7 protein-coding genes are annotated in these 15,768 nt (G+C 39.9%); all 7 read left to right on the forward strand.

The genetic code is table 11. The features are described 5' to 3' along the window. Positions 1-15 precede the first annotated feature (15 nt). The 7 genes from GGR21_RS00605 to GGR21_RS00635 all read left to right on the forward strand — a co-directional run bounded on the left by GGR21_RS00605 (position 16) and on the right by GGR21_RS00635 (position 15,742). Positions 16-2,175 (forward strand): glycoside hydrolase family 2 protein, encoded by a 2,160-nt coding sequence (locus tag GGR21_RS00605; RefSeq protein ID WP_183305207.1) that lies wholly within the window; start codon positions 16-18, stop codon positions 2,173-2,175. A 20-nt stretch (positions 2,176-2,195) separates the two neighbouring features. Further along, positions 2,196-3,725 carry an alpha-L-fucosidase gene (locus GGR21_RS00610; RefSeq protein WP_183305208.1) on the forward strand — a complete coding sequence of 510 codons (1,530 nt, stop codon included), beginning with the start codon at positions 2,196-2,198 and terminating at the stop codon, positions 3,723-3,725. 25 nt (positions 3,726-3,750) lie between these two features. Beyond that, on the forward strand, positions 3,751-5,166 hold the full coding sequence (locus tag GGR21_RS00615; RefSeq protein ID WP_183305136.1) for a Gfo/Idh/MocA family protein: 1,416 nt from the start codon (positions 3,751-3,753) through the stop codon (positions 5,164-5,166). 788 nt (positions 5,167-5,954) lie between these two features. Beyond that, positions 5,955-8,828, forward strand: coding sequence for a SusC/RagA family TonB-linked outer membrane protein (locus GGR21_RS00620; protein WP_183305209.1), 2,874 nt, complete (start codon positions 5,955-5,957; stop codon positions 8,826-8,828). Between the two features lie 12 nt (positions 8,829-8,840). Then, positions 8,841-10,631, forward strand: coding sequence for a RagB/SusD family nutrient uptake outer membrane protein (locus tag GGR21_RS00625; protein ID WP_183305210.1), 1,791 nt, complete (start codon positions 8,841-8,843; stop codon positions 10,629-10,631). Positions 10,632-10,657: 26 nt separating this feature from the next. Further along, positions 10,658-13,879: a SusC/RagA family TonB-linked outer membrane protein gene (locus tag GGR21_RS00630; protein ID WP_183305211.1), complete on the forward strand. Its 3,222-nt coding sequence runs from the start codon at positions 10,658-10,660 to the stop codon at positions 13,877-13,879. Positions 13,880-13,891: 12 nt separating this feature from the next. Beyond that, positions 13,892-15,742, forward strand: a complete 1,851-nt coding sequence (locus GGR21_RS00635; RefSeq protein ID WP_183305212.1) for a RagB/SusD family nutrient uptake outer membrane protein — start codon at positions 13,892-13,894, stop codon at positions 15,740-15,742. The last annotated feature ends 26 nt before the right edge of the window (positions 15,743-15,768 follow it).

The following is a 15,768-nucleotide window of genomic DNA, read 5'->3' on the forward strand; positions in this document are numbered from 1 at the left end:
TGAATATATAGAGCCATGAAAAAAATAATACTGAACCTTTTCCTTCTGAATTTTATAATCGTACTGTCTGTTACAGGTCGCGATGTAATATCTTTCAATGATGGATGGAGTTTCAAGAAGGGACCATTTACTAAAAGCGCTACTTTATTAACTGATGACCAGGTAGGGGGTCAATGGCAGGAAGTGACGATCCCACACACATGGAATGCTAAAGATATGCAAACAGATTTGGCTAATATGTCATGGATTCGCAATCCTCAGGAGCGTTTCTATACAGGAGAGGCCATGTATAAGAAAACATATACACCGGATAGTGCCTTAATAGACAAAAGGATTTTTCTTCGTTTCGAAGGTGTGGGTTCTGTCGCAAGCGTTTATGTAAATAATCAATATGCAGGGAAACATCTGGGTGCCTATTCTGCATTTGCTATCGAGATAAGCTCTCTTCTGAAGTATGGGGAAGAAAATGAAATTATAGTTTTAGCCGATAACACTCCCCGTCCCGATGTAATCCCCGTTAATAATGTACTCTTTGGTGTCTATGGCGGTATCTATCGGGATATAAACCTGATTGTTACAGAAAAAGTAAATATTGCTGTGGATGATTATGCATCGGCAGGTATATTTATATCACAGAAGGAGGTAAATTCTAAATCGGCAAACGTAACGATAAAAACCAAAATAGATAACAAAACTTTCAGGAAGCAGCACATTAATCTTGTCACTACCATCTTCGAAATGGATGGAAAAACCGTCAAGGCCAAAATGGAATCACTGGTAACATTGCCTACTCAGGGAAGACAATTCCTTGAACAAGATTTTTTAATTAAAAAACCACATTTGTGGCAAGGACTGGAAGATCCGTATTTATATAAAGTCGTTACTCAGATTGTCGATGACGGTCAAATCCTTGACCAAATTATGCAGCCTTTAGGACTTCGTCACTTCGAACTGAAAACAGGAGAGGGGATGTTTCTCAACGGGAAAAAGGTCCCGATGTATGGGACATGTCGCCATCAGGATTGGTGGGAATTAGGAAGCGCATTAAAAAAAGAACACCATGATAAGGATCTGGAAATCATAAAAGAAATGGGTGCCACGACAATTCGACTTGCTCACTATCAGCAAGCCGAATATATTTATGCCAAATGCGATAGTATAGGGTTTATTGTATGGGCCGAAATACCTTTTGTAAATAGTGTAAGTACACTGGAAACAGAAAATGCAAAGCAACAGTTAACAGAACTTATCCGTCAGAATTATAACCATCCATCCATATATGTATGGGGATTGCATAACGAAGTATATAAGCCTTTTCAGCAAACAATACCTTTGACTACGACGTTGCACGATCTGGCAAAAACGGAGGATCCGTACAGGTATACAATATCTGTTAGCGGGTACAATGCCATAGATGCTACAGCCAATAATAATGCCGACATACAGGGAATTAACCATTATTTTGGTTGGTATGGCGGTAAAATAGGGGACATAAAGGACTGGGCCGAAAAAATAGAGAAAGAGTTCCCGGATCATAATGTAATGTTTTCGGAATATGGTGGCGAGGCAAATATTTACCAGCAAAAAGAAGATGTTGGTGAAATCGGGGATTGCTGTGGATTCGACAAAAAATATTATGAGACTTTTGGGACTAAGTTCCATGAGATACAGTGGGGAATAATTTCTCAGCATCCATATATTCTGGCTTCTTATATTTGGAATACTTTCGACTTTGGCACTCCCCTCTCTTCTCAAGGAGGTATACACTCCCGCAATATGAAAGGTCTGGTAACATTCGACCGTAAAACTAAAAAAGATCCTTTTTACTGGTATAAAGCAAATTGGAGTAAAGAGCCGGTACTGTATCTTACTCAACGCAGAGCCGATCAGCGGGAAAATGAAAACACATCAGTAACCGTATATTCTAATACAGGTACTCCCCGCTTATATATAAATAATACGGAAGTTACCGATTTCAGTAAGGGTACTACCCCTGTTCACTACATTTTCAATGTTGTGAAACTTAAAGAAGGGGAAAATATCATCGAAGTCAAAGCTAATGATAACGGACAAGAATTATCGGATAAAATCATTTGGTATTATTCTCCTGAAAACAAGAAGAGTGCCAGTTCTGAACAACCTAAAGAAAGAACAGAAGAACATATCGGACTATAAATAAATTACATATCTAAAGAATGAAGAAAACGATCTTATTATCTATCATCTTTTGTTTTATCTTTTCAATATCAATTTTTGGACAGGAAAAAAAGGTAAAAGAAGATATCCCATTAAAACATGGAGCACATCGCATAGGTAAACGTACAGATGCCTATATGCAGCATTGGCGCGAATATGGACTGGGGCAATTTATCCATTGGGGAGTATATGCTATACCAGGAGGACAGTGGAATGGAAAAACAACCCAATATGCAGCCGAGTGGTTTCGTACTTCTGGATTGATTTCCAAAGAAGAATATGATAACCTCTATAAAGAATTTAACCCTACTGGTTTCGATGCGAAGCAATGGGCTAAAATGGCGAAGCAAATGGGTGCCCGATATATGATCTTTACAACGAAGCATCATGACGGGTTTTGTATGTGGCCAAGTAAATATACGGACTATACCATTGCCAACACTCCATATAAGAAAGATATAGTGAAGGAACTTGTCGATGCATATACTGAAGAAGGTATCGATGTTTATTTGTACTTTTCAATTATAGACTGGAGTCATCCGGGATATGTCTCTGGTGGAAATATCAATTCTGCTGATATAAAGAAAATGTATCAGGAAGGTAAAAATCATAATCCTTTTAAAACGGAAAGGCAAGCTGGACTTTATGAAGAATTTAAAACTTTTACCCGCAACCAGTTATTTGAATTGTTAGATGATTATCCGCAGATAAAAGGGCTTTGGTTCGATGGTTCCTGGGATGTAGCCTGGGTAAAAAACGCCGGTTGGGTCGATACATTAGGACTTGAGCTAAGAGAAAAACATCCCGGGCTTATAATAGGAAGCCGTTTCCGCTCCGATGAATTCGGTAACAGACACGAAGACGCAAATGGTTATTTAATAGATGATTATGATCAACGTTATGAACGGAATCTTCCAAAAGACCTGAAAGAAACGAAAGGTTTTGACTGGGACTGTGTGATGACAATCCCTGAAAATCAGTGGGGTTACCATCGTGATTGGACGCTGACATATATTAAAACTCCTTACGACCTGATAGGGATGATAGTCCAGGCAAACTCATTGGATGGCAATTTTGTAATCAATTTTGGCCCTGATGGAAAAGGAAACTTCCGTCCGGAAGAAATCAGTATTGCAAAGGAAGTAGGGAAATGGATGTCGGTGAATAATGAAGCTATATATGGCACCCATCATTCCATACTGGAAAAACAGGATTGGGGCTATTCAACGCAGAAGGATAGTTATATATATCTGACAGTACTTAACAAGCCAATGAATAACTTACTGAAAGTAAAAGTACCGAGAAGTAAGACAAAAGATATGATCTATGTTATAGAAAATGCTCAATATCTATCGACGAAGAAAGTTGCTAAAATTCAAGACGGAGGAAGAGATAAATTTGGATCGGTTTTTTATGACATAGTGATACCGAAGGATATTCAGAAACTTAACGAACCTTTTGTGATAAAAATTAAATTGAAAGAGGTCAACAAAGGAGAAAAAGATGCTTACCAGCAAGCGATAACCTGATTAATAAACAAATACAACAATAACAATGAGAAACAATTTATTTTTACTCAGCCTCTTCATGCTGCTTAGTTTAGGGATCTCCTCACAGGGGATTATTAAAACCCCTGTTCCGTCGCGTCCTTCAGGACAAACCGATGTTTTAGAACTGCGATGCGACCCTCTTCCTACCGTCCGTGTCGGTTTTATCGGGTTAGGTATGCGTGGCAAAGGCGCCGTAAACAGATTTATGGCCATAGAAGGCGTTGACATAAAAGCCCTCTGCGACCTGGAACAATACAATCTGGATGGGATGCAGGAATCGATAGCCCAACAAAACCGTCCCGAAGCAGAAGAATATACCGGGCAGGACGGATGGAGGAAATTATGTGAGAGAAAAGATTTAGACCTCATATATATCTGCACCGACTGGCTGACCCATACTCCTATGGCTGTTTATGCAATGGAACAGGGAAAACATGTTGCCGTAGAAGTCCCTGCCGCCACGACACTTGATGAGTGCTGGCTGCTGGTCAATACAGCAGAAAGAACACGCCGCCATTGTATGATGCTAGAAAACTGCTGTTACGATAAATTCGAGCTGGCCACCCTGAATATGGCCCAACAAGGCATTTTCGGAGAAATCGTCCATGTAGAAGGCGCATATATTCATGATCTCCGTTCCTTAAATTTTAATTCCCGTACATCCCGAAAAGAATCGTATGAACCGGGAATCGGCCAGACCAAACAGAAAAGTCCTGGACTGACAGGCTACTGGGACTTCTGGCGAAAGAAATACAATATAGAACATACGGGCAATGTCTACCCGACCCACGGATTAGGTCCTGTTTGCCAGATACTGAACATACATCGCGGCGACAAGATGGACTATCTTGTATCAGTCTCATCCAACCAGTTTGGGATGAGCGAATACGCAGAAAATCGTTTTGGCAAAGACTCCCCGGAAGCACAACAAGATTATAAGATGGGCGATATGAATGTAACTCTCATCAAAACACGAAAAGGCAAAACCATGATGATCCAGCACGATGTGACCAGTCCGCGTCCATACAGCCGCATCCATATGGTTAGCGGTACACAGGGCTTTGCCCAGAAATGGCCATCAACCCAGATTGCGTTAAACAGTCACAGCGCCTTGCCGAAAGCAAAAATGGACTCAGTCCTACATGTTTATGAACATCCGTTTTATAAAGAAGCGGGCGAACAGGCAAAGAAACTGGGCGCTATCGCCCATGGTGGTATGGACTATATAATGGATTACCGTTTGGTGTATTGCCTGCGAAACGGGCTGCCTTTAGACCAGGATGTCTACGATGCAGCAGAATGGTCTTGTCTAGTACCCTTGACAGAGTTATCAGTGAATAACAATGGATCCCCTGTCGAAATCCCTGACTTTACACGGGGTGCATGGGATAAAATCAAAGGTCTCAAATTCGCAAAGTAAATATAGTAAAAGCTCTTTAGATATATAATTCTATGTTTGAGATGTTTATGTGTATCTTTCTAATGGTGCTTTATGGAATTAGAGCAAAAGAAATGTTTAAAACAGTAAGATAAATGATTTGTGTAATCATATTTTTGTGAATAAATATTAACCGAATTAAATCAAATTAAAGAGTAAAGCTTAATTATCTGTTTTTAACTATGCGGTAATTTTAAATTATAAAAATATCTTCCAATTGACAAATCTCAATCCGATACTATGCATATAATAACAAAAAATAGGACAGGTTTAAAAACCATTTTCTCTACTGAAAATTTGGTTGTTAACCATATTTTGTTAGAGAGAGAGAGAGAGAGAGAGAGAGAGAGAGAGAGAGAGAGAGAGAGAGAGAGAGAGAGAGAAGATAAGAATTTTTTTAATAAGAATAACTCTCACATATATTATATTTATAGCATACCATGTTTAGAGTGATCATTTTGATTGCTCTAAACATGGTATGTTTTATTAGTAAAGAGTAATAATTTGTTTATGTATTAACCTAATAACTTTTTAGTGCTATGAGAATTTTAAAAATAGAGAATTCATTTTGTTTTTGTGTATGCTGATTCCTGTCAATATTTATTGTAATACTGGATTGGAATTAACCCTTATTGACAATTAAAGGCAAAGGGTTTATTCTAATTCCGGAATTATTGATGGGTAGCCGAAACCCGAAACCGATTGCAAATGTATTTTTGAAAATAATATCAATTTATAGAAAATAGTTAACAGTTAAATTCTAATAAACTATGACAAGTAATGTAAAAGAAAAATTCCTGAAATTTGGAAAAATTCTGTTTTCTCTTTACATTTTCTGTTCAGCGATTTCGATATCTGCACAGGAAAAAACGGAGAATGTTGAATTAGAAAATGGAAAAGTCGACGTGTTGCTAATGGGTGCACAAGACTCTACAACTGTGTTACAATCGATTTCGACTGTAAAAAGCGAACGTTTGTTACACCGTCCGGTTTTTCAGATGGAACAGTTTCTCGATGGGACTCTTCCCGGTTTGTATGTAAACCAGAGTAACGGTTACCCAACTGAAAGTCTCGGTTTGCAAATGAGAAAGAGAAGTCTGTTGATAGTCGTTGATGGAGTTCCCCGGTCAGATGCCAATTTATCACCTAACCAGATAGAGTCTGTCTCATTGATAAAGGATGGATTAGGTTTGGCAGCCTGGGGTATGTCCTCCGGTGATGGAGTCTTATATATTAAGACAAAGAGAGGTACTGCCAATAAAATGAAAATCGAATTTACGGCACAATTAGCTCTAACTGAGCAAATCTATCGGCCTGAGATTCTGGATGCCTATTCTTATGCCGATTTATTAAATAAAGCTCTCATCAATGATGGCTCTACTCCTATATATTCCCAACGTGATTTGGATTTATACAGAACGGGAGCAAGTCCTTATACACATCCCAATAATGATTGGTATTCTATCTTGATGAGGGATAGAGCCCCTATCCAGCAGTACAATTTGAACCTGTCGGGAGGAAATGAGAATGCACGGTATTTTGTCGACTTAAATGTGTTCGATCAGCAAGGATTCCTGAAACAGGATAAATCTTTGAACTCCTATAACACACAAGAAAGTTTTAAAAAATATTCATTACGTACTAATGTGGATGTAAATCTGACACGCAATACGCTTTTCTCAGTAAACCTATTTGGGCAATTGTTTAGAGAGAATACTCCGGGAACACTTATGATGAGCGGTATTTATAATGGAATACATACCACTCCGGCCAATGCATACCCGATTTTTAACCCTCCAGCCGATTTGAGTGGAAAAGGAATAATGGAACAGTCTTATGGAGGAAATACCAGCTATCCTGACAATTTATACGCACAAAGCCTGGCAACGGGGTATGTTCTATATCCTAAAACCGACCTGAACTTCGATCTTTCACTGGAACACCATTTTACTGGCGATCTTAAAGGCTTATATGTAAAAGGATTGTATTCTTATAATTCTTCTTATCGTGAAACAAGAAACAGTACAAAAGGGTATGATGTATGGCAATATACCTATACTGATGAGACAAAGGAGCCGAACGATCCGTCTAACTATACCAAAATAGTTACAGGAGATTCTCCTTCAAGAGGTTCTTCATATAATCGCCAGAATCGCTTGCAGTATATTGAACTTCACTCCGGCTATGATTTTAATATAGGCTTGAATAATATAAAAACAAGGCTGACTTACTGGAATAACCAGTTTGTCATAACAAGTACTGCTATCCCTATGTACAAACAAGGATTCAATTTCCATTCAAATTATGATTTCGACAAGAAGTACATGGCGGAGATCAGTCTTTCCACTAATAGTCTGAACTATCTGAAAAAAGGCCATCAATGGGGATTTTTTCCGGCAGCAGGATTGGGTTGGAATATCGCCAGTGAGGATTTCTTTAAGGTTGATGCCATTAATACGTTGAAGCTACGTGCTACTGTAGGATTGAACGGTAACGATGGCACAGGTTCATTCTTTAGAAGTGCAAGCGGAAATCTAACCTCGTATTACTACACTTACATACCTACCTATACAAGTGGAGGGGATGTAATATTAGGTCAAAGTTCAACATCCTACTCTACCCTGGTCGAAAGCGGACTTGCATATACTTCTCAATGGGAAAAAAGCTTGCGCTTTGCTGTGGGGATCGATCTGGAAGCTTTCGATAAATCATTGAAAGTTGGGATGGAATACTTCAATAACCGTCATTTCAATATTCTTTCAGTAAACATGTCGAAAAGCTATAGCGGACTATTGGGGATATCCCCTGCCGCAGAAAACTTTGCGGCTTACCGTCAACAAGGATTTGAGCTTGATATCACTTATCAGAAGCAATTCAATGATTTTTCTCTTGTTGTTAATCCTCACATGACACTGTATAAAGAAACCACATTGAAAAACGGAGAACCTGAATACCCAGAATCTTATATGCAATTTGTGGGAAGAAGTCGTCACCAGACTCATGGATATATTGCAGAAGGAATTTTCCAGTCTCAGGAAGAGATCGATCAGTATATGACACAGTACTATCTGGATGGCTATACTCCTCAACCCGGCGACATCAGATACAAGGACCTGAACGGCGATTATAAAATAGATGGTTTGGATATTGACGAAATATATTCCAATGCTCCACGTATCGAATACGGGGTTTATCTAAATGCTGGATGGAGAGGACTTAACCTGAGCATGCAATGGTCAGGGTTAGGTAATGTTCAGGCCCAGATAGGAACAATGCCTTTTGAACGTAATAGTAACAATGGATATGGCAATGCTTTCAAAGAAAATCTTGACTATTGGACTCCCGAAAACCCAAATGCAAGTTATCCACGGCTTACAGCTGCAAGTAATTCATATAACACCCGCAGTTCTACATTTTGGGTGAAAAACACCAGTTACCTGCGTTTGAAAAACATCGAGTTATCTTACGATCTGCCTCAAAGTTGGATGAATACTCTGCGGTTATCGGGTGTGAAAGTGTTTGTTAATGCCTACAACCTTGTGACTATTACACCTTTGAAATACAGGGATCCGGAAATACTAAGTTATGGTAGTGCTGCACCTAATACCAAGGCTTATAATGTTGGTCTGAATATTCAATTTTAATCTCTTTAGAATATGAAAAAATATATATATTTATTACTTCTCTGTTTCCCTGTTCTGTTTTTGGCATCCTGTAACTCCTTTGAGTCAGAGCCTCTGAACTATAATTCAGAAGACAGGGTGTTGAATCCGGGCGATTCTACAGACAACAGTTCTATAAAGCAGTTATTTTATGCATCTTATTTAAACTTACCGACTTTGCATAACCGTCTAGGCAACTCTTATCTTGATGCTGCTACCGACGATGCTTTGCCTACAGCTACTAATACTACTTTAGATTATTTCCGTAATAACCTTGTTTCGGCCAGTAACCTTCCTGACGGAACAGCATGGGCCAGCGGTTATCAGGGTATTCGGCGTGTAAACCTGTTTTTGAGCAAGGTGGGTATATTTCCTCCTTCAGCACAGGTTCCGGCAGATTATATTAAACAGATGAAGGCAGAAGCACGCTTATTGCGTAGTTATTATTATTTCGAGATGCTAAAACGTTGGGGCGGTGTTCCATTTCTTGGTGACAGAGTTTTGACTGCCGATGATGATCTTAATATTCCTCGTGCCAGTATTCAGGAAATTGCTGATTATATTACCAATGAAATAAGCCCTGATGTAGCCGGATCTTGTTACGACGATTTACATCCTGCTCAATCTGTTGCAAATGATGATGATCCAGACAATCAGGGAAATATGATCGGGCATGTGAATCAGGGTGTAGCGTTAGCTCTTCTTTCGCGGTTGCACTTATATCTTGCCAGTGATTTATATAATGAAGGCCAGAGTGGCAGTACGATAAGTAAATGGCAGACAGCAGCAAGTTGGGCAAAACGTTTAATTGATTTAGGTGTCTATGATCTTTATGTCAACACATCGGCTCCGTTTCGTCAGTTTGCGATGGAGTCAAGTGATTTTCCCAACAAGGAGATGATTATGGTTAAGCTGGCGGGCAGTCCTACCGTAGGGCTGGATCAATACAATGGTCCGACAGGTTATTCTTATACTACAGCTTCGGGATTGGTTAACACCTATGGATATACCAGCCCCAGCCAAAATTTGGTGAATGCGTTCCTGACATTGGATGGAAAATCTATTTATAAAGATTATGATCCTCAACAAGGATATGATCCTTCATCAGGATATGATGAACAAGCTCCTTATACTAATCGCGATCCACGACTTAAACGTTACATTTTCACTAACGGCGATACATGGTTGAAAACTACAGTGGAAACATTTGACGGTGGAGCAAACCGTGGAGCCCAACAAAATTTGAATTATACACGTACCGGCTATTACTTGAAAAAATTTCTGGGTAATGGAGAAGATGTAGTAAATTATACGGCATATTACCGCCATTACCAGATCATGCGTTATGCAGAAATTCTACTGAATTATTCTGAAGCTATGAACGAGTCAGAACCGACGAACGATACCGAAATTGTGTACGGGTTAATAGAATTACGTAAGCGCGCAGGGATCAAGGCCGGAGACGATGGACGTTATGGTTTACCTGCAATCGGGACATACAATCAGGAACTAATGAGGAATATTATCCGTAACGAGCGGCGTATAGAGCTTTGCTTCGAAGAACATCGTTTCTGGGATATTCGCCGTTGGAAAATCGCTGAAGATGTGATGAACAAACCAGTGAAAGGAGTAAGAATTACTAAAGAAGAAGATGGAACATTTACTTATTCTTATGAGGACGCAGCTTCTTCTTCTTTCCTTCCGCACATGTACTGGTATCCGATACCGAGAGTTGAGCTGTGGGGGAATAATGCTCTGGAACAAAATCCTGGCTGGTCATATTAAAAACACTATAAAAAACACTCAGATATATGAAACATATATTAATAAGCATATTATTACTCATGCCTATTTGCCTATCGGCTCAATTTACAGTCAAGGGTGTGATTGTTGACGAAACTGGCGAGACTCTGCCCGGAGTTAGTGTCGTAGAGGTGGGTAAACCTACCAATGGGGTCATTTCTGGGCCTGATGGAGATTTTGTTTTGAAAGTAGCTTCTGAAAAATCCAAAATCACAATAAGTTATTTGGGTTTTATTTCAAAGACTTTGGATGTTTCCGCAAATATGGAAATTTCCATGGAAGAAAATGAAAACATGCTGAAGGAAGTAGAAATTGTAAGACAAGGTTTTGGTACTAAATCCAGAATTTCGAATATAGCAGCCATTAGCCAAATCAATGCTGCACAAATCAGGCAGTTGCCATCCTCCTCCATTCAGAATGCTTTGGCAGGACGAATACCGGGATTGTTCCAACTACAAGGGAGTGGCCAGCCCGGTGAAGATGCGGCCAACTTGTATATTCGTGGGCAAGGCTCTTTCAATAGTGATGTATCACATGATCCTTTGGTCCTTATCGACGATATTGAATCGGATATCTCTACACTTTCACGTATTTCAGCAAACGATATTGAGGACATTTCTATTCTGAAAGATGCGGCAAGTACAGCTATTTTTGGGATCAAAGGAGCAGATGGGGTTATTCTGGTAACTACCCGTCGCGGGAAATTAGGAAAACCAAGGGTCACATTTCGTATGGACTTTGGTCTGCAACGACCTACCTATAAAAATAAATTTCTGAACTCTTATGATGCATTGACCTTATTGAAGGAATTACATACAAATGATCAAAACACTACGGATCTTAACAATGAAAAATATTTCAGTGATGAAGCTCTGGAGCACTACCGGTTACAGGATATGCCTTATGTGTATCCCGATGTGGATTGGTATAACTTGTTGTATAAGAAAAATTCGCTTCAACAACAATACACAGCAGATGTTCAGGGAGGTGTTGATAAAGTAAAGTATTTTGTATCTTTTTCTTATCTGGATCAAAGAGGGTTGTTCAAGAATATGCCGAAGCAGGAAGACTTCAATAACGACTATTACCAACATCGTTATAATCTCCGTGCCAATTTTGATATTCAGGTAACCAAAGAGCTTACCGCGAAAATCAATGCTAATGCTATCCTCACCGAGATCAACGAACCTAATATGCCGGCTACTTCAAGAGGAATGACTGATGTTAATATCTTCAACCGGATCATTGGTGCTGGTATTGCCCCTTATTCATATCCTGCATATCAGGCTGATGGTAGTTTCGGAGGTTATACCGGAACTTACATCAATCCGTTGGCTCAGTTGACTTATGGCGGTTACAAGAGGCAGATGAGAAACAATTTGAATGGAAACATCACTTTAGAATATGACCTTAATAAAATTACTCAGGGTCTGAAAGCCCGAGGGGTGATGGGATTAACCAACACTTGGGGTTGGCGTAGAGATTTGACACGTAGTGAGGTACTTGACTATTACTACGAACCTGCTACCAACGCATTAGCTCCGGTCGTCACCAACCAATATATCTTAGCACCATTGTCTGTCAGTGCCGTAACTGCCGATTATAAACCGGTAACACAAATGAATACCCGTTTTGATCTTTCTTATGACCGGAAATTCGGACCTCATAGCATCAATGCCCTGGCTCTTGCCAACTGGTATTCGAACAGGGATGGAGCAGGTGCTCCTCGCAACTCTGTGAATGTTACAGGGCGTGTTGGATATAATTTCGATTCCCGCTATATGGTCGAAGTCAGTGCTGCTTATAATGGTTCAGATGCTTTTGCCAAAGGACATCGCTACGATTTGTTTCCGGCAATTTCGGCGGGTTGGAACCTGGCGCAAGAACCCTACCTGAAATCAATTGCTGAAGCCGCTCATATAGAAATGTTCAAACTGAGAGGATCTTACGGTCAAACCGGTTCGGATAAGATGAAACAGGCCTTTGCCTATAAAGATATTTATGATGTTGTGATGAATTATCACTTCGGAGAATCGAGTTCTACTGCTGCGAACAAAATAGGTGCGATCGCCATGTCATATTTTGCAAATCCTTTGATGAGTTGGGAAACGGAAAAAAAGACGAATATTGGTATCGATCTTCAAATGCTTAATGGACGTTTATCCTTAACTGCTGATTATTTCTATAATAAGCGTACAGGTATTTTGGCAGAACGCGAAGATATTGTCTATTATGCCGGATACTATAATATCTTCTCAGGTGCAGACGGTACTGCTGTGAAAGCTAATCAGGTTATGAAGATCTTACCTTATATGAACATAGGGAGTACTGAGAATTCAGGTTGGGACGGAGAACTGTCATGGAGAGATAAGATAGGCAAAGTCGATTATTTCCTTAGAGGAACTTTCTCCTATGCCAAAAATAAAATTCTGGATATGGGTGAGGCTGCCACTCCTTACACGTTGAGCATGAGAACCGGACGTCCTATCGGTACCATTTTCGGTTACGTAGCCGATGGCTTTTATACTTCTTATGAAGATATCGCCAATAGTCCTTATGATGTAAGGAAAGGTGAAGAATCACTGGCTCCCGGCGATATTAAGTTTAAGGATATAAGTGGTCCTAACGGTGCTCCTGACGGTTTGATAAATGAATATGACCGTGTTGCCATCGGTAAGGATGTGCCCGATCTTACTTACGGTATTTCTTTTGGATTCAATTATAAGAACTTTGACTTCTCAACTTTATTCCAAGGCGCTACCGGTGCTTCGGTGAGTGTAGAGGAAATGTTGCGTCTGGCTTCAGGTACAGTTAATCCGGCTGTGGGTGATAAAAATGGTAAACCTATGCCTATCCATCAGGGGCGATGGAGAAACTACGACGATGATGGAAATTTGGTTACCGATGCCGCTATATTGGCAGAGATGAATAAAAACGCTACTTATCCCCGTCTGACAAGAGAAAATGGGGTGAACAAAGAAATGTCGACTTTCTGGCTTCGTTCGGCTGATTATATTCGTTGGAAAAACATCGAAGTAGGTTACACGTTACCGAGTGTTTGGATGAACCGTCTCGGAGTAAGCAGTGTCCGTTTCTACTTTACCGCTCAAAATCTATATACATGGTCGAACCTGAAAGATTACCAGATCGACCCGGAAAGTACAAAAACCGGCATCACCACTTATCCTCAACAGCAGGTGTATAATTTCGGATGTCAGATCAACTTTTAATACTACTATAATATGAAAAAAATAAAATATTTATCCTTTATATTGTCGGTTGTCATTATTATGCTGGCTACCGGCTGTACAGAAACTTCCGAAGGTTTTTTGGACGATAAGTCAGAGGGAATAACTATCGAACAGATATTTGGAGATAGTCTGATGACAAAACAGTATCTTGCCACTGTTTATTGGCAAATACCTTCTGTACTTTATGCTCCTCGCAAAGCGAGCTGGTTTTTAACAGATTATGAAGATTACAGTTCGGCTACCGATGATGGAAAAGAAGTGTCTAATAATCGCACGCGTTTCTGCCCGGCCTTTATGAAAGCGGATTTCACACAAAATGGTATTAACGCGGGGTTCGATCATTTTCTGAATCTCTGGACCTCGATGTATAGTAATATCCGTATATGCAATCAGGTACTTGAAAGTATACATCAGGCTCCATTAACACCTGAAACGATAGAGGGTATGAGATTGGAGGCACGTTTCCTGCGCGCGTTCTATTATTTCCATCTGTTGAGAAATTTTGGAGGTATTCCGTTGGTAGGAGATAATATGTTAAGCCCGTTTGAAAACTATGATTTGCCACGCTCAACCTACGAAGAGACAGTAGACTACATCGCATCGGAGTTTGAATACCTTGCCGAACACCTGCCGGAAGTGCAAAATGTACAAGAATACGGACGTCCTACCAAAGGGGCTGCTTTAGGTATGTTGGTAAAATTGTATCATTATGCAGCCAGCCCTTTGGCCAACGGAGACAATATAGGATCGGGAGAGAACCGTCTACTGGTAGGGTACGACAATTTCCAGATGAGCCGTTGGCAAAAAGCGAAAGAAGCCGTTGATAACTTCAATAGTTATAATGATGCAAAGAATTATTATGGGTTAATTGAAGAGGCAGATGGCAAAGGATTTTATACCGCTACTACTACACGTTCTTCAAAGGAAAGAATATGGTTCTGGCTGGTTGATGGTATCGGTGGTAATGTGTGGCCTCATGGTTCACTGTTACCTAAATCCCGTTCGGGTGATCCCAAAATCGTGCCTTATCATGAGTTGACAGAGGCTTTCCCTACAATAGATGGTGTGGATGTTCGTGATAAAAATAGTCAGAATAAATATTATACATCTCCGGGACGGTATAATGAAGATAATAAAATGTATGATCCGGATGAACCTTACTCAAATCGCGATCCGCGTTTTTACTACACATTCTTGTATAATGGAAGCATGTGGAAACGTTTGAAAGATGGAGTTAAAGAACCTGTTTATACATATCGGGGAGCTCAGAACGATGGAATTTTCGGTTCAGGATCACCAACAGGTTATTATTACGTAAAAATATGTAAAACAGATGTTATCGGCAATCAATCTGATAGTGAGGTAAGAGGTAACGGAATGGCATTTTTACGTTATGCAGACATTTTATTAATGGATGCGGAAATTATGACGGAAATCGGTGTGGACAAGTATAGAAGTGATATTGAGGATTGTCTGTTCAAAATTCGTAAGCGTGCGGGTATAACAGCAGGAAATGATGGCCGCTATGGTGTTCCGGCACATATGGATCAGGATGATATGCTAGATTTTATTATTAACGAACGCCGTATCGAATTTGTGATAGAAGGTGGAAACCGTTTCTGGGATTTGCAAAGGCGCAAATTGTTCGCAGCTTTAAACAACGAGTGGTCTCATGCGGCAGTATGGGAAAAAATAGGTGAAGACAATGGAGAGACTTACTTTACATGGTCTATACAACCGATCGAACAGCATTATTTCCAGAATAAAATGTACTATCTACCTATACCTTTGAAAGAATATGGGTCAGCTAAAGGCAGGTTGCTTCAAAATCCTGGATGGTAGTTTAGAATTTAAAGTTATGCATTATA

The sequence above is a fragment of the Dysgonomonas hofstadii genome (assembly GCF_014196915.1).
In the GTDB taxonomy this organism is placed as follows: domain Bacteria; phylum Bacteroidota; class Bacteroidia; order Bacteroidales; family Dysgonomonadaceae; genus Dysgonomonas; species Dysgonomonas hofstadii.

Excerpts from the sequence above, each read along its gene's own strand:
- GGR21_RS00635 (WP_183305212.1), top strand. The coding sequence starts at position 13,892 with ATGAAAAAAATAAAATATTTATCCTTTATATTGTCGGTTGTCATTATT.
- GGR21_RS00615 (WP_183305136.1), top strand. The coding sequence starts at position 3,751 with ATGAGAAACAATTTATTTTTACTCAGCCTCTTCATGCTGCTTAGTTTA.
- GGR21_RS00610 (WP_183305208.1), top strand. The coding sequence starts at position 2,196 with ATGAAGAAAACGATCTTATTATCTATCATCTTTTGTTTTATCTTTTCA.
- GGR21_RS00630 (WP_183305211.1), top strand. The coding sequence starts at position 10,658 with ATGAAACATATATTAATAAGCATATTATTACTCATGCCTATTTGCCTA.
- GGR21_RS00620 (WP_183305209.1), top strand. The coding sequence starts at position 5,955 with ATGACAAGTAATGTAAAAGAAAAATTCCTGAAATTTGGAAAAATTCTG.
- GGR21_RS00605 (WP_183305207.1), top strand. The coding sequence starts at position 16 with ATGAAAAAAATAATACTGAACCTTTTCCTTCTGAATTTTATAATCGTA.
- GGR21_RS00625 (WP_183305210.1), top strand. The coding sequence starts at position 8,841 with ATGAAAAAATATATATATTTATTACTTCTCTGTTTCCCTGTTCTGTTT.